The organism is Candidatus Ozemobacteraceae bacterium (assembly GCA_035373905.1).
In the GTDB taxonomy this organism is placed as follows: Bacteria; Muiribacteriota; Ozemobacteria; order Ozemobacterales; family Ozemobacteraceae; genus MWAR01.
The window spans coordinates 1-20,856 of record DAOSOK010000035.1 but is presented as its reverse complement, the minus strand read 5'-3'; the positions used below and the strand labels follow the sequence as shown (position 1 = coordinate 20,856).

General features: G+C 62.7%; 18 protein-coding genes. 9 read left to right on the top strand and 9 right to left on the bottom strand.

Going from position 1 to position 20,856, the window contains the following annotated elements; all coding sequences use genetic code 11:
* Positions 1-94 precede the first annotated feature (94 nt).
* Together mfd and PLU72_15845 are read left to right on the top strand one after the other, a co-directional pair.
* Entirely contained in the window at positions 95-3,754 is a 3,660-nt protein-coding gene (gene mfd / locus PLU72_15850; protein HOT29649.1) for a transcription-repair coupling factor, read from the top strand.
* 14 nt (positions 3,755-3,768) lie between these two features.
* Positions 3,769-4,176: a hypothetical protein gene (locus PLU72_15845; GenBank protein ID HOT29648.1), complete on the top strand. Its 408-nt coding sequence runs from the start codon at positions 3,769-3,771 to the stop codon at positions 4,174-4,176.
* A gap of 34 nt (positions 4,177-4,210) precedes the next feature.
* On the opposite strand, the gene PLU72_15840 is transcribed toward PLU72_15845, so the two are convergent.
* Positions 4,211-6,388, bottom strand: coding sequence for an ankyrin repeat domain-containing protein (locus tag PLU72_15840; protein HOT29647.1), 2,178 nt, complete (start codon positions 6,386-6,388; stop codon positions 4,211-4,213).
* A gap of 364 nt (positions 6,389-6,752) precedes the next feature.
* Here PLU72_15840 and PLU72_15835 point away from each other — a divergent pair, with 364 nt between their 5' ends.
* Complete coding sequence (locus PLU72_15835) at positions 6,753-7,766, top strand: DUF4931 domain-containing protein (GenBank protein HOT29646.1); 1,014 nt, start codon at positions 6,753-6,755, stop codon at positions 7,764-7,766.
* Between the two features lie 73 nt (positions 7,767-7,839).
* Here PLU72_15835 and PLU72_15830 read toward each other — a convergent pair whose 3' ends face one another.
* The 4 genes from PLU72_15830 to PLU72_15815 all read right to left on the bottom strand — a co-directional run bounded on the left by PLU72_15830 (position 7,840) and on the right by PLU72_15815 (position 11,322).
* Positions 7,840-8,364, bottom strand: a complete 525-nt coding sequence (locus tag PLU72_15830; protein ID HOT29645.1) for a flagellar hook-length control protein — start codon at positions 8,362-8,364, stop codon at positions 7,840-7,842.
* Between the two features lie 23 nt (positions 8,365-8,387).
* Positions 8,388-9,332: a hypothetical protein gene (locus PLU72_15825; GenBank protein HOT29644.1), complete on the bottom strand. Its 945-nt coding sequence runs from the start codon at positions 9,330-9,332 to the stop codon at positions 8,388-8,390.
* Between the two features lie 62 nt (positions 9,333-9,394).
* Positions 9,395-10,489 (bottom strand): amidohydrolase family protein, encoded by a 1,095-nt coding sequence (locus tag PLU72_15820; protein HOT29643.1) that lies wholly within the window; start codon positions 10,487-10,489, stop codon positions 9,395-9,397.
* Positions 10,486-11,322 (bottom strand): histidinol-phosphatase HisJ family protein, encoded by an 837-nt coding sequence (locus tag PLU72_15815; GenBank protein HOT29642.1) that lies wholly within the window; start codon positions 11,320-11,322, stop codon positions 10,486-10,488. The genes PLU72_15820 and PLU72_15815 overlap by 4 nt, the downstream gene beginning before the upstream one ends.
* Before the next feature lie 53 nt (positions 11,323-11,375).
* Between PLU72_15815 and PLU72_15810 the strand changes: the two genes are divergently transcribed.
* The gene (locus PLU72_15810) at positions 11,376-12,164 is read left to right on the top strand and encodes a GNAT family N-acetyltransferase (GenBank protein ID HOT29641.1); all 789 of its coding nucleotides are present in this window, start codon (positions 11,376-11,378) and stop codon (positions 12,162-12,164) included.
* On the opposite strand, the gene PLU72_15805 is transcribed toward PLU72_15810, so the two are convergent.
* On the bottom strand, positions 12,142-12,675 hold the full coding sequence (locus PLU72_15805) for a hypothetical protein (protein HOT29640.1): 534 nt from the start codon (positions 12,673-12,675) through the stop codon (positions 12,142-12,144). The genes PLU72_15810 and PLU72_15805 overlap by 23 nt on opposite strands.
* 86 nt (positions 12,676-12,761) lie before the next feature.
* Positions 12,762-13,952: a flavodoxin domain-containing protein gene (locus PLU72_15800; protein HOT29639.1), complete on the bottom strand. Its 1,191-nt coding sequence runs from the start codon at positions 13,950-13,952 to the stop codon at positions 12,762-12,764.
* Between the two features lie 111 nt (positions 13,953-14,063).
* Here PLU72_15800 and PLU72_15795 point away from each other — a divergent pair, with 111 nt between their 5' ends.
* The gene (locus tag PLU72_15795; GenBank protein HOT29638.1) at positions 14,064-15,062 is read left to right on the top strand and encodes a hypothetical protein; all 999 of its coding nucleotides are present in this window, start codon (positions 14,064-14,066) and stop codon (positions 15,060-15,062) included.
* A 118-nt stretch (positions 15,063-15,180) separates the two neighbouring features.
* Here PLU72_15795 and PLU72_15790 read toward each other — a convergent pair whose 3' ends face one another.
* Positions 15,181-16,479, bottom strand: a complete 1,299-nt coding sequence (locus PLU72_15790) for a LysM peptidoglycan-binding domain-containing protein (protein HOT29637.1) — start codon at positions 16,477-16,479, stop codon at positions 15,181-15,183.
* Between the two features lie 270 nt (positions 16,480-16,749).
* On the opposite strand from PLU72_15790, the gene PLU72_15785 reads away from it, so the two are divergent.
* From PLU72_15785 to PLU72_15775, 3 genes are all read left to right on the top strand, one after another.
* Entirely contained in the window at positions 16,750-17,772 is a 1,023-nt protein-coding gene (locus PLU72_15785) for a hypothetical protein (GenBank protein HOT29636.1), read from the top strand.
* A gap of 162 nt (positions 17,773-17,934) precedes the next feature.
* The gene (locus PLU72_15780; GenBank protein HOT29635.1) at positions 17,935-18,885 is read left to right on the top strand and encodes a PhnD/SsuA/transferrin family substrate-binding protein; all 951 of its coding nucleotides are present in this window, start codon (positions 17,935-17,937) and stop codon (positions 18,883-18,885) included.
* Entirely contained in the window at positions 18,875-19,561 is a 687-nt protein-coding gene (locus PLU72_15775) for a hypothetical protein (GenBank protein HOT29634.1), read from the top strand. The genes PLU72_15780 and PLU72_15775 overlap by 11 nt, the downstream gene beginning before the upstream one ends.
* On the opposite strand, the gene PLU72_15770 is transcribed toward PLU72_15775, so the two are convergent.
* On the bottom strand, positions 19,549-20,073 hold the full coding sequence (locus tag PLU72_15770) for a hypothetical protein (protein HOT29633.1): 525 nt from the start codon (positions 20,071-20,073) through the stop codon (positions 19,549-19,551). The genes PLU72_15775 and PLU72_15770 overlap by 13 nt on opposite strands.
* 126 nt (positions 20,074-20,199) lie before the next feature.
* Between PLU72_15770 and PLU72_15765 the strand changes: the two genes are divergently transcribed.
* Positions 20,200-20,856, top strand: a 657-nt coding sequence (locus PLU72_15765) for a sodium/proton-translocating pyrophosphatase (protein HOT29632.1), incomplete at its 3' end; no start/stop codon positions are given.

Sequence of the window (20,856 nt, the reverse complement as noted above, 5' to 3'; positions counted from 1 at the left end):
AGCATGACGTATGCTCTGCACCGGTATTATACACACCCGTCAGGGCAGGTGCAAACCTTCTTCCAATCAGCGCAGGCGGCGCGCGACGAATGGCATGACGACACTCTCTGAGAACGTAACGACCGGCGAAGGACGTCCGGTGCTCGCGCTTTTCGCGGGGCTGGAGCGATGCCCCGACGGGCCGTTCACCGGCCTATCCGGCACCCTGGCCCCGATGCTGCTCGCCTGGCTAGCCCACCAGGCGCGGGTCACGCTCGTCCTCGTTCCCACCCCCGAGCGCGCCGTGCGGCTCGCCCAGGAAACCCGAACCTGGCTCGGTTCGCGGGGCGGGCGCGTCGCGACGTTCCTGCCGGATCGGGCGTCCGTCTACGACCAGACCGCCGCCGAAGCCGAGGTCACCCGCGGGCGTCTGGCCGCGTTCGCCATGGAAACGGCGGGCGGAGGCCTCGTCATCGCCCCTGTCTGCGCCGCGGCCGAGCGGTTCATGAGCCCGCGCGCCTGGCGCGATGCGACGATACGCCTCGCGGTCGGCGATGTCGCGAAGCCGGGCGAACTGGCTGCGAAACTCACCAGGCTCGGGTACGAGCGGTCGAACCTCGTGAACGAGCCGGGCCAGTTCGCTGTTCGCGGCGGCATCGTCGACGTCTTCTCGCCGCATGCCGAACTGCCGGTGCGGCTTGATTTCTTCGGGGACGAGCTCGAAACCGTGAAAAGCTTCTCGCCCGACACCCAGCGCACGCTCGAAAAGATCGGACGAGCCGTGCTCACGCCGGCTCTCGAACACCCGCTCGAAGAGGAGACGCTCCGTTCCGCGGCAGCCGCCGTCGAGTCGGCGATCGCCGGTCTCGACGCCACGAAAGCAGAACTGCTGCATCGGCGCCTCGAGCGGTTCACGGGCCGCCCCGACAGCCGCGACATCCGGGAACTGGCCCCCTTCCTCGCACCCGGACATTCGTTCCTCTGGGACGCCTGGCCCACCGCCCGCCTGCTGATCGAGAACCACGACCAGTTCGCCGAGGAGCTCGAAATCTTCATCTCCGACCAGCGAATCCGGTATTCGGCAGCGCGCGATCTGGTGCCGCTCCTGCCGCCGGACGCGTATTACCACGACGTCGGGCCGGTTCTCGAGTCGCTCAAGGCGAGACATGCGGCGGCGTTCAGCCGGTTCCGCCAGCCGGATCCGGCCGGCCTCGCCTTCGACGTCGAGCCCCTGCCGCCCGCCGCGGACCCGACGCGCGAATCCCTGTTGAAAGAACTTCAGAAGCTCGTCCGAGAGAACTGGGCGGTCGCGATCGTCATCGCCGACTCCGAGCGGTATCACAATCTGCGCGGTCTGCTCGGCGAGCGGAAGCTGCCGCTCATCAACCCTCGCTTTCCCTGGCAGCTGGCCTACGGGAAGATCGTCCTGCTCGAAGGCCCCGGCAGGCGCGGCTTCATGGCCCGCGCCGAAAAGGTGATCGTGCTCGGCGAGGACGACATCTACCCGAACCAGGCCAAACCGTCGGTCAGGCGGCACGCGACGGCCGACAAGGCGCAGGCGTTCATTTCCCAGCTCGTTCCGGGCGACCTGGTGGTTCATTCCGAACACGGCATCGCCGAGTATCGCGGCATCCAGACGATGACGGCGGCCGGCACGACGCGCGAATACCTGCTTCTGCAGTATGCCGGCTCCGACAAGCTGTACGTGCCGACGGACCAGGTCCACAAGGTCCAGAAATACATCGGCATGGAAGGCGCGCGACCCGCGGTCCACAGCCTGAACTCGAAGGTCTGGGAAGGCCAGAAGCGACGGGTGCAGAAAAACGTCGAACTGATCGCACGCGAGCTGCTCGACCTGTATGCGAAGCGCCACGCCGGCCCCGGCTTCGCATTCCCGCCCGACGGCGAGCTGCAGATGCAGATGGAGGAGCGATTCCCCCACACCGAAACCCCCGACCAGGACAAGGCGATCGTGTCGGTCAAAAACGACATGGAGGCGGATACGCCGATGGACCGGCTGATCTGCGGCGACGTCGGCTACGGCAAGACGGAAGTGGCGATGCGGGCCGCATTCAAGGCCGTGTGCGCCGGCAAGCAGGTCGCCGTCCTCGCCCCTACCACCCTGCTCGCGTTTCAGCACCACCAGACGTTTCTGAACCGATTCGACGGCTTCCCCGTCTCGGTCGACCTCGTGTGCAGGCTCCGCAAGCCAGCCGACCAGAAGGAGACCCTGAAGAAAGCCTCGAGCGGCAAGCTCGACGTGCTGATCGGCACGCATCGTATCCTGTCGTCGGACGTGCGGTTCAAGGATCTCGGCCTGCTGATCGTCGACGAGGAACAGCGGTTCGGGGTCAAACACAAGGAGAAGCTCAAACAGTTCAAGTCGAGCATCGACGTGCTGACTCTCGCCGCGACGCCGATTCCGCGCACGCTTCAGATGGCGCTGTCGGGCATCCGCCAGATCAGCGTCATCGATACCCCGCCCGAGCAACGGCGTCCGGTGCAGACCTACGTGGCCCCGTTCGACCCGACCTGGGCGAAACGGGCGATCATCGAGGAACTGAAGCGCGGCGGCCAGGTGTTCTACGTTTATAATAGAGTTGAAACTATAGATAGAAAAGCCGCATTTCTGCGAGATCTCGTCCCCGAGGCGCGGGTCGGCGTCGCGCACGGCCAGATGGCCGAGGAGGAGGTCGAGCGGACGATGCTCGCCTTCATCAGGGGTGAGTTCGACGTGCTTCTCGCCTCGACGATCGTCGAGTCGGGCCTCGATATCCCGAACGCGAACACGCTGATCGTCGACGAATCCGAGCGGCTGGGCCTTTCCCAGATGTACCAGTTACGCGGCCGCGTCGGCCGGTCGAGCCGCCAGGCGTTCGCGTTCTTCTTCTACTCGAAGGGGAAACGGCTGACGCAGGAAGCCGCCGAGCGGCTGGCCACGATCGAGGAGCACACGGCGCTCGGGTCGGGGTTCCGGATCGCGATGCGCGACCTGCAGATCCGCGGCGCCGGCAACGTGCTCGGCGAGGAGCAGAGCGGCCACATCGCGGCGGTCGGCTTCGCCTTATACATCGAGTTGCTCGAGGAGGCCGTCACGCGTCTGCGGGGCGGCGGAATCGTGCGTGCGCCCGAAGTTTCGATCGAGATTCCCGTTTCGGCATTGTTCCCCGCCCATTACATCCCCGACGAGGAAACGCGCATCGAAATGTATGCCCGGCTGGCGCGATGCGCGGATCTCGGCCTGCTGGAACTGTTGCGCGAAGAGGTCACGGATCGGTTCGGCGAACTGCCGGTCGAAGGCAGGCGGCTGTTCGCCGTCACGCGTCTGCGGCTTCTCGCCGGCCAGGCAGGCGTCCGCAAGGTGTCCCGCGTGCTGAACCGCCTGCGATTCGAGTTCGACCCGGCCAGGCGCCCGGATATCGGCGCCCTGCTGAACGCGAACGCGATGTTCTACCGGAGAATCGCGCTGAACCCGGCCGACCCGCAGGCCGTGCTGCTGCAACTTTCCGGGGAAGAGGGCGACGAGCTCGTCGAGATGACCGGGGAGTTCCTCGGCTCGCTCGGGCCCGCCGAGACTCCCGCGACGAAAGCGGATTCAGCCTGGGAACCCGTGCCGGTCGTATCGGATACGGCGGCGAAGCGGCGTGAACAAAATATCGATACATATCCCTGCGACATCACGGTCATCCAGCCGGGGATCGAGATGCCGGTGGCACGCACCGTTCGAACGGGCAGAGCAGGCCGCCGGCAGGGCGATAAGCGGCCGAAATTCTGACGAGGAGAGCGATCATGACCCCGAACGACAATCCCATTTCAGCGGCGATCCCGGCAATGGTGCCGAAAAAATGCCGGGAGCTGCTTGCAAAGCTGGCACAGCCCGTTCCCGAGGAACATCTGGAGGAACTTCGCGAGGCGATGCGACTGCACCTGCAAAGCGCCGAACGTCACCTGGGCCCGGCCCCGCTGAACCTTCCGCTGATCAGGCGGATGACGGAGGCCCTCGACACGGCCCTCAACGCGTACGGTTCGCTTTCGGAGACGCAGCGCGCGCTCCTCGTCGGCGCGATACGGTATTTCGTCGAGAACGAGGACGCGGCGAACGATCTCGACGACCCGTTCGGCTTCGACGACGATTTGGCGGTCATCAACGCCGTCCTGCTCGAGATCGGGCTCTCCCATCTGTCCGTCACGAGATAGGCGGAGCAACGCCGAAGCAGTATCGGTTTTCGCGTCAGGCGGACTTGTGCAGTCCGTTGTGGCGAGGCTTCTGAGCGGGCGCCGTTCCGCCCGTCTCCGCCCACCAGGCCAGGAAGGAAACGCCGTAGAGGGCCATGAAACCGGCCCAGAACGGGAAAAACGCCTGCCAGAAGAGATCGTTCACCGTTATCCGGCTGATGATGAACGCATCGATCACGGCAAACTGGATGACCCGGATGCGCACGTTCTCTCGCAGGTAATGCAGGTAATGCGGCAGGGGCACCGAGTCCTTGCCCGTCTCGACGAGAAGCGACGTTGCGACGAGCACGATCAGGGTGTTCAGAGCCGTCTGAAGCAGGAGCATCAGTGATTCGGCCTGGCCTGCGCCGGAGAACGTCACCAAACCGGGGATGATCTTCTGATGGAAGCCCATCCAGATGACGAAGATCAGGAGGGGAAAAACGAAGAACCAGAGCAGCGTGTCGAGCAGTTCGAGCAGAAACCAGCTGTCCGGCTTTTCCGAACCGAGAAAAAACACGTTCAGCATTCCCCGTTTCGGATCCATCATACCGGCGACGACGTCCTGGACCTTCATGATGATGCTGGGCCTGATGTTCCGGGATCTGGCGATCCTGTGCTGCTGCCCGTCAGCTGCTTCGGCCGTCGGCGCAGCTGTCCCCGGCTGGGGTTCATAGCCCTTCAGATCGAGGTTCGCGAAATGCTCGAGAAACGGCCGTTTTCCGGCCCGGATCGCGACCTGAATGAAGTTTTTTCCCTGTTTGTCCTCTTCTTTCGGGTTCGCGCCGAAGCTCAGACACAGGTCTGCCACATCGACGTCGCCGTCCTGGGCGGCGAGGTGCAACGGGGTCTCTCCGGCGAGGTTTCTCGCGTTCACGTCGGCGCCCGCTTCGAGGAGCAGCTGCATGATCGACCTGTTCCCGATCGCGGTCGCCGCATGGAGAGGGGTTTCGCCGCGGTCGTTCCGCGCCTCGAGATTCGCACCGGCTTCCAGGAGAAGCTTCACGACGGGTTCCACCTCATGTCTGGCCGCCAGATGCAATGCCGTCTCATGCTTTTTGGAAACCGCTTCGAGATTGGCATGCGTCGCGATGAAGCGCGCCACGATCTCGGCATGGCCTTGGGCACAGGCCTCGTGCAAGGGCGTCCAGCCGTAATCGTCGGGCGCATCGGCTTTCGCGCCATGTTCGAGGAACGCGTTTACGATCCCGAGCGAGCCGATGCCGGCCGCAAAATGCAGAAGGGTCTCGTGATGATAATTGTGTCTCAGGGCCGAGTCGGGCTCCTGGGACAGCAGCAGCTGCACGGCCTCGAGATCGTTGCGCTCGATCGCCTGGACCAGCTTCGTCCAGACATGGTCTTCCAGGTTCGCCTCGGGCTTTTTGTAGGCCTCGGGCTTGACAGGCTGCGAACGGCCTCCCTGGCACCGTCGTGCATCCCGGAGATCGACCGCCGGCATGGCCGTCGTCCGCCGAACGTCTTTCCCGGCCTGGGGTGATGGGTCCCGGGATTCGGGGCCGTGGAGTTCGAGCCCCGAAAAATGCTCGAGAAAATCACGTTTTCCCGCCCGAACCGCGATTTCGAGGAAATTGTTGCCCTGATTGTCTTCGATTTCCGGGTTGGCTCCATGGGCCAGGCACAGGTCGGCAACTTCGATATCGCCTTCCCGGGCGGCCAGGTGCAGCGGGGTTTCTCCGGCAAGGGTTTTCGCATTCACATCGGCTTTCGCCTCGATGAGCAGCCGCATGATCGCCGTGTGGCCGTCGGCGGCCGCCATGTGGAGGGGGGTTTCGCCATGTTCGTTTCGAGCTTCCCGGTTCGCTCCGGCTTCCAGCAGGAGTTTGACGACGTCCTCTTTGCCGTCGTGCGCCGCCAGGTGCAGGGGCGTTTCATGCTTCTTGGAAATTCCCTCGATATTGGCGCCGGAATCGATGAACAGCTTCACGATATCGACGTCCCCGCGCGCGCAGGCCTGGTGCAGGGGCGTCCAGCCGAACTCGTCGGGAACATCGGCTCTGGCTCCTCGCCGAAGCAGTTCGACAGCGATCTCGAACGAGCCGACGTTCGCGGCAAAATGAAGCAGGCTCTCATCGTGATAATTGCGCTTTTTGGCGCACTCCGGATCCTGCGTAAGATACATCCGGACAGCCTCGACATCCCCGTGTTCGATGGCCTGCGTCAATTTTTCCCACATACGATCCTCCCGACCAGATGCGGATTTTCAGGCGAACATCCCGACGCCCCAGCCAACGGCGCATGGACGCATGAACGATTTCAGCGCCGGCCGGTGGGTGAAACCCGTCTGAAAAACCCTTCTCACACAATAACCGCCCGCAACGACGGCTTATCTCTGACCCCAGTATACCCGAAATCCCTTCCGCATGCCAAAACTCCAAGTGCCCGGCAAAACAGAGGTTCTGCATTTGCCCCACCCTGCCCGTGGTAGTATAGTTATGTAAAATAGGGCACAGGTGCGGGTTTGAACCCCGCCCCTCCATCGCAACACGGAGAAATGAGCTTGAAAAAAGAGCGTATGCACGTTTGAGAGGAGCAGGCGCATGTCGGAGATTCGGCATAATCTGTTGACGGGGGAGTGGGCGGTGATCGCCCCCGAGCGGGCGAAGCGGCCGGGCGATCTGGCGAAGCCGAAACAGCAGGCGGAGATCCCGGCCTATCAGGAGTCGTGCCCGTTCTGCCGGGGCAACGAGCACCTGACGACGGAAGAGCGGTTCAGGCTGTGTTCCGACGACGGGAACTGGCTGGTTCGGTCGGTGCCGAACAAGTTTTCCGTGCTGTCGCCGGTCGGAGAGGTCGCCCCGCGCAACGAGCCGCTGGGAGAGACCGTGAGCGGCGTCGGCCTTCACGAGGTGATCATCGAGACGCCGCTGCACAACCGGCCCTTGGCCCTGTTCCCGCCCGAGCACGCGGAAAAGCTGATCTGGACGTATCGGGAACGCTTCCGGGCCTTTTACGCCGACCCGAGGATCCGCCACGTGATCCTGTTCAAGAACCACGGCGACGAATCCGGCGCGTCGCTCCAGCACCCGCACTCGCAGGTGGTCGGTCTGCCGATCGTTCCCGGCCAGGTCCACGAGCGGGCCGACGCGGCCCTGCATTACCAGATGGCGAACGGCGACTGTCTGGTCTGCCGCATGATCGCCGAGGAGCAGCGCGCCGGCTCGCGCATGGTCGAGGAAAATGACGTATTCACCGCCTTCATTCCCTTCGCAGCCCTCTCCCCCTTTCACATCTGGATCTTTCCGAAAGCGCACGCGGCCTGTTTCGCGACCCTCGAAGACGCCCATCTGCGGCCGCTCACGCAGATCCTCCAGACGATCCTCGGCAAGATCTACACGTCGCTCAACAACCCGTCGTTCAACTTCGTCGTCCGATCTCTCGCCGTGAAGGACGCCGGCGCCACCTATTTTCACTGGTATATATCGATCATTCCGCGCGTCGGCAAAGCCGCCGGTTTCGAGCTCGGCACGGGGATGTATGTGAACCCGAGCATCCCGGAAACCAGCGCCCGGTTTCTTCGAGAAGCCTCCCCTCCCCCGATCGCCTCATCATAGGAGCCCCGAGTCGCAGGGGGGCTCCCGGACGTACCACGATGCGCCCGACACGCGCCTGGGATGAGGAGAGAGGTTATTCCGGCTCTGAGTTCCAGGGGTTGGCGGGTTTGTCGTTGATGAAGACCCAGAAATGCTGATCGGGCGGAATGTCGCCGTAGGCCCAGAAGTTCCAGCCCCAGCCGTCGTGGAACTCGGCCATTTCCCAGCCCGGCCCGAGCTGGGCCTGGATGATCCGAATGGCTTCCTCGAGAGACGTCAGCCTCGTTCCCTCAACGGGCTTCGTCAGGGCGATCACGCCGCCCGACCATTGGTAATACTCGCTTTCGATCGTCAGCTTCTCGGGTTTGGGCAGCTTCTTGCGCTTGATGGCGAGAATGGGGAGAGAAGCAGTACAGGGCGTATCGCCCTTGTAGGCGTTGGACGCATCGTGGATGCCGACGCACGACAGATCGCCGTCCTTCTTTTTCAGCACCCACGTCAATCCCCGCCGGGTCTTCTGCCGTTTCGGATCGATGCCGTCCCCGGCAGGCTCCTGGGCCTGCGCGATCAGCGAGCAGAGAACGAGAACGAGCGCCGCAATATATCTAATGATATTCATTTATCCACTCCTCCTCTTCCGGATCATTGCGTCGTGAGGCGCAGAAGGCGGGCGAGAGCGTCAAGAGCCGCGGGAATGCGGTTCTCGTCGGATTCGAGGGGGCTCGAGAGCTGGCGGATGTCCTCGATGATCTCAAGCATGTCCTTCGCCTTCGCAGGGTCGGTCTGCGTATACTCCTGATAGGCTTCGATGGGGGTGAGGATCCGGCCGTCCTTCAGCCGGATGCATTTCACCTTTTCGAGAAATCCTTTCGCGTCGAGGATGAGAAAATACGAGATGGCCCGGGCCGGGTCTTCGATGTAATCCGTCCCTTCGAGGGCCGGCGCATACGTCTTCAAGGCGTCTCTCGCGATCTCGTTGATCGTGCGCCCGTCGTTCGCGAGCCGCATCCGGCCGAGCATCTCGATCATCTGGCGATGCCCTTCGCGCTCCATGGCCGGGTCCCGTTTCTGGCGGCTCCGGAAATAGTCTCGCGCCTGAACGAGTCGCTCGATGACGGGCGCGGTCAGTTTCGGGTCGCGCAACCCCTTCAGCATCTCCCGGGCCGACTGGCCGCTTCGGTCGATCCAATTCACGAACTGATCGGATTTTTCCTTCTGCATGCAATGGAAGCAGCGGTCACGGCCCAGCAGGGTCGGCGCGCCGCACTCCCGACAACGCCCGTTCCGAACGCTTTCTCCGAGGTCCGTCCAGGTACGGCTCGCCCAGTCCTGAATCCCGCCGGCTCCCGAGGCGATTCCGTCCTTCACGGGAAGCGCCCACGAGGCGATCCGCTCGCCCCACCGGGACATCGTCGATGCCGAGGCCGTCTGCGTCCCCCATTCGTCGGTGAAAGAAGCGACGTTCCAGGTCCGGTACCACGGCGTATCCGATGCGCAACCGCCCGCCGTCTCGACTTCTTCGGCCAAGGTGGCGACCTCGGCGACGGCGGGAATCGCCGAACTAAAAGAGATCAATAGATATATCATTATGAATATATATCTTCCACTCATGTTTTCCTCATGCAAACGATCTTTTCCGGGGGGTATTCCTATGAATCGTCCGGGTTCCAGTACCAGGCGTCGTTGAAACGGGTCGCCATCCACCGGAGATTCCGATCCAGGATGACGTCGCCGGACGGCAGATCGGTGCGAAGCACGCGGCAGGGGTTTGCTCCGACGCCGTCGGCGATCTCGTCGAGCGGGAGGTGCGCCTTCTCGTACAGGACGGGAATGCAGTCGACGAGGCTCCTTCCGCCGCCGAACAGATGGCCGCCGACGTAGGTGCAGCGGCCGTCCCGAATCTCCAGGCGCGTGCCGTAGGCGTCGTATTCCCCGTTCGGGAGTCCGAGCGGGCAGACGCCGTCGGAGACGAAGACGAGGCGTTCGGGGCCGAGAATACTGCTGGTCATGGCGACGATATCGGGCGACACGTGAATCCCGTCTGCGATCAACTCGGCCATGACGTCGCGATAGGTGAACACCGCCGATACGGGCGATGGATCGCGATGGGTGAAGGGTTTCATCGCGTTGAACAGGTGCGTGACGTGGTCGACGCCCGCCTCGAGAGCCCAGAGCGCCGTCCGGTGGTCGGCGTCGGTGTGGCCGAGCGCCGCGCGAATGCCGTGCCGGGGCAGCTCCGAGATCAGCTCGGCCGCGCCGGGCAGTTCGGGGGCGATCGTCACGAGCCGGATCAGCCCGCATGCCTGTCGCTGCCATCGACGCACGGCGTCGATGTCCGGTTTCATCAAAAGGCTTTCCGGATGCGAGCCGCGGCGGGCGGGCGAGAGAAATGGGCCTTCGAGGTAGATTCCCAGGATTGCAGGCGGCTTTTTCCGGCTGGCCGCGACGGTCGCGATGTCGGCGAGCGCTTTCATCCGCTGTTCCTCGGAACACGTGATCAGCGTCGCGACGACGCCGGTCAGGCCCGTGGGAATGAACGCGTCGAGCATAGCGTCGATGCGGTCGGGATCGCCGAAACTGAAATCCCAGCCGAACCCGCCGTGGATATGCAGGTCGATCAGGGCCGGGAACCGGTATCCATCGATCTTCGGCTCCTCGGGCGGTGTCGGCATGGTCAGGTCGAAGATCGACCGGCCCGCGAGAAAGTCCGGCGGATGGGGCCCGCTGCACACGCCCGATGTCATGAGTCCGCTCCTTCCCGGCGCCGGCCGTCTCGACCGGCTTCATCCATGAGTTTCCCGATAGGAATCATCGTCGCCCGACGTTGCAGGAAAAACGGAAGCGTCTCGATTCCGCTGTCTCGCAGGAGCCGGAGCATCTCGAAGACGCCCGTTCCGACGCTGTTTGGACGATGGGCGTCCGAGCCGATCGTCACCCGCGTTCCGCCAAGTTCGACGTACCGTTTCAGAATCTTCTCCGAGGGGTGCATGTGGCCCACCTCGTATCGCCTCGCCGAGGTGTTGAGCTCGAGGCATTTGCCGTGCGCGATCAGCCAGGCCAGCACCGCATCGAGTTTTTCCGCATGGGCTTCGGACGGCGCCGTGCCGCGCGTGGCGTCGTATCGGGAAAGGATGTCGAAATGGCCGAGCGTGTCGAAATCGGGGCACGCGTTCATGCTCGCGAGCGTATCGTCGAGAAAATCGCTCCAGGCCGTTTCGACACTTCGACCGCGGTGAAACGAGCCGTCGGCGATGTCGAGCCCGCAGGCGCGGTGCATCGAGGCGATCACGAAGTCGAAGTTCCGGCCCCGGAGAAACGCGGCCACCTGCGGCGCATGGCAGACCTGAATCCCGAGCTCGACGCCGATGCCGAGGCGGATGCCCCATGGGTTGTCGCGATATCGCTCGAGAGCGGGCAGATACGCGGCGGGATCGATACAGGGGTCGGAGGGAGCGAAATCGGCGTGATCCGTGATGGCGAGATAGCGGATACCGACCGCCCCCGCGGCTTCGAGCATGGTTTCCGGGTGGGCTGTCCCGTCCGATGAAAATCGGGTATGGTTATGCTGATCGATCATCGGGTTTCAGTATACCATTGACGCGATTCACGGTTCATCGAAGGAGGGGCGATATGGCGTCGAATTATTACAGTCTTCACGACAAAGCGGTGATCGAAGGATTCCTGCGCCGGAAGACGGAGCTGCACCTCTACGAGCTCGGCGACCTGGACGATTTTTTCTGGCCGCGCACGATCTGGTTCGCGGATGCGAAGGCGCCCCCTCTGTCGGCCATCTGCCTGCTGTATCTCGGCCAGTCACAGCCCACCCTGCTTGCCCTCGGCGACGTTCCTCCGCTCGTCACGCTTCTCCGGGACATCTCCGATCTGCTTCCCGGGTGGTTCTACGCCCACGTCTCACCCGGCGTCGAAGCCGCGTTCGACGGGGCGTTCCAGCTCGAGCCTCACGGAGACCATCTGAAGATGAGCCTGAACTACCCGACGAAGCTCCTGGACACCTCTCCTCCGCGCTCGGAGCGGTTGGGCCCCGAGCACCTCCCCGAAATCCTCCAGTTGTATCGCGAAAGCTATCCGGGCAACTGGTTCGACCCGCGCATGCTGGAAACCCGTGAGTATTTCGGTATCCGCGAGGAAGGACGCCTCGTGAGCATCGCGGGAATCCATGTCTATTCGCCCGTTCTCAAGGTCGCGGCCCTCGGCAACATCACCACCGCGTCATCCCATCGCAAGCAGGGTCTGGCCACGGCCGTCACCCGCGAACTCTGCCTTTCGCTCATGCGAAAGGTCGATTACGTCGGTCTGAACGTCGCGGCCGACAACCACGCCGCCGTCGCCTGCTACCGCAAGCTGGGCTTCGAGGTCTCGGCCCCCTACCGAGAGTTCAGCGTCCACCGAATCCGCTGACCGGCTTTTCTCGGGGAGACGGCTGCGGCTGTGTTTTTGCCGGCGCGGAGAGGGAATCGATTCTCGGCTGCAGCCTGATTTCTTCGACGGCGCAGGACGGACGCTGAGGGGACGAGACGAAGTTCGAGAGGAATTCGCCGCGGTCTGTCTCGATCCGAAACCGGATCCAGCGCACCCGCCAGTTGCGGACGTGCCTGCCGGCAACCTGGCGCTGGCGTTCGGCGCACCTGCGCGCCTGGCCGGGAGGAATCACGAGCGGCTCGTCGTTCTCCAGCCATTTCTCGCCGGCCGCGTCGAGTCGGTGGCCGGTCCAGGTGTCGGCCGTCACGTTGCTCACGACGAGGGGCAGGCGGAAATCGTCGTTATGAACGTCGAGATACTCGCGGACGATGAAGCGGCCGTCGCCGAGGTCCAGGCTGTCCGCCACGGCGACGGCCCGCACGGGCGGCTGCGGGACCGTCGGAAACGGGCCATGCCACGTTTCCGCCGAGGCGAGCGCAGCGATGAGCACGGCCGCACATACGATCCGATATATGATCGCCGGACGCCGGACAGGCGGCCGTCGGAGACGGCCGCCTGCGAGAGAGGCGTTCGCGATCAGCCGGCGGCCTTGATCTTCGCGGCGATTTCCCGGCCGAGCGCGCGGCAGGCATCGAGCTCGGCCGCGTGCGGGGCGAACTGGGCGCGGACCGCCGGCGCGGCGACCGTGAATCCGGCGCCGCCGAGAATTTCCTCGATCCGCTTCACGGCTTCGCCGCTCCAGCCGTAGGTGCCGAACGCGGCGCACAGCTTTTTCTGGAACCGGAGGCCCCGGATCATCTCGAGGTGCGGCATGATCGTCGGCATCAGCCCGTTGTTCAAGGTCGGCGAGCCGACGATCAGAGCTTTCGACCGAAGAATCTCTGTCATGACGTCGTTGAAGTCGGATACGCCGGCCGAGAAGAGCCGATAGGTGACGCCTTCCTGCGCGAGACCTTCGCAGACCGCCAGAGCCATCTTCTCGGTGTTTTTCCATATCGAGTCATACAATACGATGGCGGATTTTTCGCAGTTGCCTGACGACCACTCCATGTATTTTTTCACGATCTGGACCGGATCCTTCCGCCAGATCAGGCCATGACTCGGGCAGATCATCTCGATCGGCCAGTTCAGGGCGAGGAATTCGTTCACCTTGCGGGTGATCTGGCCGGAATACGGCGTGAGGATGTTGGCGAAATACTTTTCCGCCTCCTGCCAGAGCGAGCATTGGTCGGCCTCGTCGGCGAACCGCGACGAATGGGCGTAATGCTGGCCGAACGCGTCGTTCGGGAAGAGGATCTTCTCCTCGGGGCAGTAGGTGAACATCGAGTCGGGCCAGTGGAGCATCTGTGCCTCGAAGAACTTCAGACTGCGCTTTCCGATATTCAGGGTCTCGCCGGTCTTGACGACCTTCAGGTTCCAGTTGCCCGGATAGAACCGTTTGATCGAGATCTCGCCGCCCTTGCTGCAGACGACGGTGGCGTTCGGATTCTTCGCGAGCAGGATCGGAAGCGCGCTTCCATGATCGGGTTCGGCGTGGTTCACGATGATATAGTCAATTTTATCTATCGGAACGATCTTCTCGACGTCGGCGATGAAGGCATTGGCATGCGTGTATTTCACCGAGTCGATCAGGACGGTCTTTTCGTCCCTGATCAGGTAGGCGTTGTAGCTGGAGCCCTTGCGGATCGACAGTTCGTGGCCGTGAAAATGCTCGAGGCCCCATTCGATGGCGCCCACCCAGTGGATGTCGGGTCGGATCAGAGTCATGCGTCTCTCTCCCTTTCGTGATTATATTCAAACCGCCTCAGGGTACGCAGAATCCCTCTTTTCCGTCAACACCCCTTTGTACATCCGCCCCTTCGCCCGATATAGAGGCTGATGGCGCACTTCACAGGCGATGATCCTTTTCTCCCCGTCATGCAGGCGGCCATGGGAGACGACGGCGAGGAAACGCTCCTGCTCGACGACCGGGAAACGGGCGAGCCAGGCTCCCCCTGGCTTTCCCTGGGCGGCGACCTGCTCGCCTGCCTGACCGACCGGTCGAGCCTCCGCGCCTTCACGCGGTCGAAAAACCTGCCGACTCCCGAAGGCGCGGCGGCCGCCACGTTCGATCAGCTCAGCGCTTGGATCGTCCGGCGGCAAAAGTTCCCGCTGGCTCTGAAAAGCTGCCGGAACGCATCGAACGGCGCCGGCATCTTCCGCATGGAGGGGTTCAGGGAACTGACAGGGTTCTACGAAAAAATCCAGGCGTTCGAAGCCGGTCCGGTTCTCGTCGAGGAGTGGATCGAACCCCGGGCGCTGATCGAAGTGAGCGTCGCCGGAAGCGGTCTGACGCTGATGACCCAGGTCGGCCTCGACCGAACGCTGTCGGCGCGCTGGTCCTGGCGCATGTTTCCCCTCAGGCTTCCCCAGGCCTACAAAGCCGGCGTGGAGAACATCCTCACGGCCTTCGCCCCCATGCTGAACCGCAAGGGAACCCTGCTCCGCTTCACGATCGCCCTGACGGAGGACAAGCGGGCGGTCCTGCTCTCGGTCAGCTGCTGCGCCAACCGCATCGAGTATTATCCCGGCTGGTGCGAATCGGCGGGGGTCCAGCCCCTGGCACGGCATCTTTTCACACCACCGGCGCCTGCGCCCGTCAAGCCGCCGGAAGTCATCGGGCGCCTCCAGTTTTTCCGGAATCCCGACAAAACGTCGCGGTTTCCGGAGACTCTTCCCGCCTCGGCGGCAAAGATCGGCACGAACCGGTATGCCTCGGTCGGCCGGTATGCGGCAGCCCTGCTGACCGGAACGGATCCGAACGCGCTTTCCCGGGACGGAAAAATCCTGTCGCAGATCATCGACGAGGAGCGGCTCGCGGTCTCAGAGTCTGCCTGAATTCGTCACATTCATTCGTGCTGAGCCTGGTCGAGCACGAAAGGCCTCGCGCTCTTCGACAAGCTCAGGGCGAACGGTTGGCTTTCATTTCGCAGGGATCGACAGGATACGCGAACGGTCAGGGCCAGTATTTTTTGTATCCGCGCCAGACGTCGAAGAACAGCTTGTTTCCCTGAAAATGCGGGCAGTATTTGTAGAACGCGTAGGTCGCGGCGTTCTTCATGGTGACAGATTCGCCGTCGATGGTCATGGAGACCTTTTCGCCTTTGGCGAGCTCGGCTTTGGCCTTGTCGTAATGGCGGCGATAGGTCTGGGCCGCGCCTTCGATCTGCTTGTCGAACCCCTTGTAGTTCTGGTTCCAGTTGCCCGAGTCGTAACAGCCGACGCCGAGGGCCCAGTCGAGCTCTTTCTGGGTGGCCGTCTTTTTCGAAATCAGGCCCTGTTCGCACTGGAGACGGGTCAGCAGCACTTGCGGGTTGATGCCGTATTTCTTCGCGGCGTTATAGATCATCTGCGCGGGCGTCGATCCGTTGTAGGGCTTGGCCAGGCAGGAGCCCTTCGCATCGAGGAAGCTCTGGATCTGGGCCACCGTCATCGTGTTTGTGTCGGTCAGCGTATGATCCGAGATCACGTAGTCCTTCTGGAAGGTGTCATCCCATGACTCGTCGCCCGCGGGCTCGATCGGGTATTTCCCCGTCGATGCCGGCGGAGTCGTCGTTCCCGTCGTGCGGGTGGCGGAGGGGTTCGTGGAGGATGTCGTGAGATTGCGCGGCAGGGCAATGATCTGGCCGGGGAAAATCAGGTTCGGCGTCGCGGCGATGCTGGGAATCTGATATTGCAGGATGTGGGTCCACATGCCCTTGTCGCCGTAATAGCGCTGGCAGATGGCGGACAGCGAGTCGCCCGCCTTGACCGTGTAATACTGGAGGCTGACCTTGTCCGAAGCGGTGCCGGAGGAAGAGCCTCCCGACGTCTGGTTCATCGCGGGAGCCGTCGGCAGGGCCTCGGCTTTGCCCTTCGAGCCCCCAGTCGGTTCGACCTGCACGTTTCCGCCGGTGAAGGGATTTTTCCGGGAACCGGTCGACGGGCTGTCGCCGGTTTTGCCGGTGCGCTCGAGCACGGCCTGCTTCCAGGTTTCGCGGCGGCGGTCCATTTCCTCCTTCAGCTGCCGGACGTCGGATTTCTTCGCCGCGACGGCCTCGTCATACGCCTTTTTCGCCTTCTGGTAGGAATCCCAGGCCCCGGCGACGACGGGATCGGACATCGCGCCCTTCGTCGTCTTGCCGTCTTTCGACAACTTCTCCTTCACGCCCTTGGCAACTTCGGTACCGACGACGAGCGTTGCGGCGCCGATCGCGACGCCGAGAGCCACGGTGAGCATGAATCCGACGATTCCGCGTCTGTCGTGGAGAACCATGGTGACGTCCCTTCGTTTATCAAGGCGGCACTCGACCGCCATGGAGTCGCTGAACTTTCAAAAGTATATCAGATGAAGACGGGGAGCAGGGAAAATTCCATCGCGAAGGGGTTTCCGGCAGCGTACCCTTCCGGCGGGACTCGGAATTTGACAGTTCCGACGGAGAACACGTATAATTTCAGTGTATGTGAGTATGGTTCTCTGCCGTTTTCACCCTTTTTCGACACCGATCGCACGGCTTTGATGGGAAAACGTAGAAAAGGAACGAGTATGATCATCCCGACACGATTGAGAACGCTTCTGAGCCTCGTGCTGGCCGCCGGCATCACCTCTTCCGCGCTCGCCGGGCCGCTGGTGCTGTTCGACGAAGGCCATGCCCAGACCGCCGGCAATGCCGACTGGACCATCGATGGAGGCTTTTCCGATTTCGCCGACACCTTCAAGAGCGCCGGCTGCACCGTGAAGAGCGTCAAGGCGCTCACTCCCGACGTCCTGCGCGGGGCCTCCGTCATCGTGCTCCCCGAGCCCAATTCGGCCTACACCCCGACCGAGGAAAAGGCGATCGTCGATTTCGTGAACAACGGCGGCGCCCTCTACGCCATCGGCGACCATAACAACTCCGACCGGAACGGCGACGGCATCGACTCGGTCGGCGTGCTGAACCGGTTCCTTCCCAAGCTCGGCCTCGAGCTCGAGATCCGGTATTTCACCGAAGCGCCGGCGGGCGGCGAGTATCGCAAGACCCCGCTCACCCAAGGCGTCAGGGCCGTCGGCACGTGGGGCGGCACCTCCGTCCGCTGCCTCAGCGGCAGCGCCGAAGGCCACATTTTCTTCAGCGCGAAGAACGGCGGCGGAGCATTCATAGCGACCGCCATCGTCGGCACGAAGGGCGGCCGGGTCGTCGCGATGGGTGACAGCTCGCCCTACGACGACGGCACCGGCGATCCCCGCGATAAGCTCCACAACGGATTCACCAACCCGAAGTTCCAGCACGACGTGCTGGCGCGCAACACCGTGAAATGGATCCTCTCGCCCGCCGCTTCGACCCCCGCCGCGCGCCTCAACGCGATGATGTCCGATCTTCGGTCGGCCGACCGGAGACTGCGGGCCGCCTCGGACGACTCGCTGATGATGTTCGTCGAAAGCACCGAAACGTCGATCACGAACCTGCTTCGGGACAACCCGCAGCTGCGCGACAGCTTCAAGAAGAACTCGGCCGGCACCGAGGCGTTCCTGAGCATCGAGAAGAATCTCGACGCGCAGGATTCCTTCAACACCCTGCACGGGAACTGACGTTTTTGCTCATATAACAACAGATATATTTTCATCGCATGCGCGTCGCGGGGCGGGTTTCGAACCCGCCCCTGCGTTTTTTCGGGATGCCGTCGGACGGGTTTTTGCGTTGCCCGGTTGCGGGGGGCGTTGTCGTTCATGGTATAGTGGCGACATCGGGCTATGAGCACATCGAAGCGCAATTCGATTTTTTCGGGAATCCTCCTGCTGCTGCTGGCGGGTGTTCTCGCCATGAGCGGCATTCTCTGGAAGGATTTCATCTTTTTCACCACTCCCCAGGGGCTTGACGAAGTTTTTTCCAACCTGTCGAACACCCAGAACGAGGTGTTTTCGAACGCCGCGATCGGGAACCGCCGGGAAATTCCGGTCTGTTTCACGATTCCGCAGGGAGATCTGTTCCGGTTCTTCGTCCTGGTCGGGCCCCGGCTCCAGAAAATCGCCTCGCGCCTCGCGTCCCAGGCAAAGCTGGACATCGGATCCGACGCATCCGACGTCATTCAGCGGGTGCTGACGGGCAAAGCGGTGATGGGCTCGATCTCGGCCGTGGCCTACGCCAAGCTCCGCAGGCAATACCCGATCACCGCGGTCTTCGAGCGGGCCGGGGCGACGCCGAAGACGTCGCTGTTCGTCGTTCGTGCCAACAGCGTCGCATCTTCCATCGCGGACCTTCGGGATACGCGCATCTGCTTCCGGGCGAAAGACTCGATGAGCGGATACTTCGTTCCCCTGCAGGAGCTGAAGGCTGCCGGGGTCGAGGATCCCAGCCTGTTCTTCCGTCAGATCAGCTACAACGACAATCTGACGAATTCGACGCTGGGGCTGCTCAGCGACGAATTCGACGTCATCGTCCTGTCGAACACGTTTTACGAAGAGCTCGATGAGGAGCGGCGGCAAAAGTTGAAAATCATTCACGCCTCGAAGCCGATCCCGGGCGGGGTGTACATTGCCGCCGCCGCGTCGCAACCGGCGATCCTGCCGGCTTTCCTCGCCGAGTTTCGCCGATACGGGGAGACGGTTCTGGCAACCGAGCCGCTGGCGGGGCTTTTCCAGGTGAAAACGCCGAATCCTTCCGACTACGACATCCTCGAAGAGGCGATCGACAGTGGAGAATAACGGACAATCCGCGATCCAGATGCAGACCGAAGCCCGGGAAATCCGTCAGAAGCTTGCGGCGGCCTTCGGTCTGCTGATCATCCTGTTGATGCTGCTGAGCATCTACATCATCACCCGGGTCGAGTGGGACGCAGGCCTGGAGCGAGCGAAAGGCGAAGGACGGATGCTCGGCAAGGTCATCGCGGTCGGCATGGCCGAACAGCTCGCGCGGAACAACTTCCAGGGCATCGAGTTCGCCCTCAGGGAATACGCCGGCATGGGCCTTCTGCGGTACTGCGTCATCACGTCGAAAACGGGCAAGATCATCGCCGGAACCGACAGCGGCCTCAACGGCAAGTATCTGAACGACAAGTGGAGTTTCGAGAGCCTGACGGCGACGGACCTGATGATGCGACGCGCCCTGTATCGCGGAGAGCAGATCTACGAAGCGGCCGTTCCCATTATCATCGGCGAGGAACGTTTCGGCTCGATCAGGCTCGGATTTCCTCTGCAGCGCGAGTTCGAGAATATCCGCAAGCTGCTGATCCTGAACTTCTGCCTCGGACTGGCGTTCCTTCTCATCGCCCTGTTCGTCGCCTTCAGCCTTTCCTACGCCGTGACCGGACGGATCGAGGAACTCGCCATCGAGGCGCGCGGCGATCACCGGAAGGAAGACGCCAGCGATCAGGCCGGCTGATTTTCGCGGGTCACGCGCGAGACGACGACTTCCCCGAGAAGCGTTCCGGCGACGGCCGTGAAGAACTGGATCCCGACGATTCCCCAGAGAAGGGCCTGCGTTTCGTGCGGCATGGCCGTCCAGCGGGCCAGGAGCCCCCCCCCCACCCCGATGAAGAGAGCCTTCGCGGCGGCGGCGCAGACGGCCTCTCCCGCGAGCGTTCGCCTCCGCAGCATTCCTGTAATTATAACATACACAATATTTCCAGGAATGATGACGGGCATCAAGAGGATCAGGGGCGGGGGAAGATGACCGGTGAGGAACGCCCCGACGGGGGTCAGTCCCGCGAGCAGCAGGGCGCTCCTGAGGCCGGCAACCGACAGGGTCACGGTGAAAATGGCATTGACTAGGGCCCCGGTCACAAGGTTGGGAAGCCGCAGGTTCTGCAGCGCCAGGGCGAGAGCGAGCATGACGCCGGCCATCACGGCATCGCGAAGAAACGACGCGGGCTTGATTTCTGTCGATAGCGGCATGGTACGGGATGCTACCTCCGACACGGGAAAATTGACAAGTATCGATAGCTTTGGGATAATTCTTTGCTTTCGTGATCAGAGGGTAAACGCATCTCCCCGAATCCGGGGAATATCTGAGGAGGTTCTGTGGACATCCAATTGTTGTTCTGGTTTGCTCCTGTCGGAGCGGTTCTGGCCCTGACGTTCGCCTACATTTTCTATTCGCAGATGATGGCGTCTGATTCAGGGTCCGAGCGGTCGCAGGAAATCGCCGGTTACGTTCGCGAAGGCGCCATGTCCTACCTGTGGCAGCAGTACCGGATCGTCGCCATGTTCTTCGTCGTGGCGTTCGCCTTTTTCGCGTTCCTGGCCTTCGTTCTGAAGGTGCAGAGCCCCTGGACGCCGATCGCCTTCCTGACCGGCGGCTTCTTCAGCGGCCTATCGGGCTACCTCGGCATGAAGACCGCGACGAACGCCAGCAGCAGAACCACCGCCGCTGCGGCAAAGTCGCTGAACCAAGGCCTGACCGTCGCGTTCCGCAGCGGCGCCGTCATGGGCTTCGTGGTCGTCGGTCTCGGCCTCCTCGACATCTCGATCTGGTGGAAGATCCTGAACTACGTCATGTCGATCAAGGACAGCCTGAAAGACTCCTGGATGTCGATCTTCGTCGTGCATGACTACATCGAGATCACCACGATCATGCTGACCTTCGGCATGGGCGCGAGCTCCCAGGCGCTGTTCGCCCGCGTCGGCGGCGGCATCTTCACCAAGGCCGCGGACGTCGGCGCCGACCTGGTCGGCAAG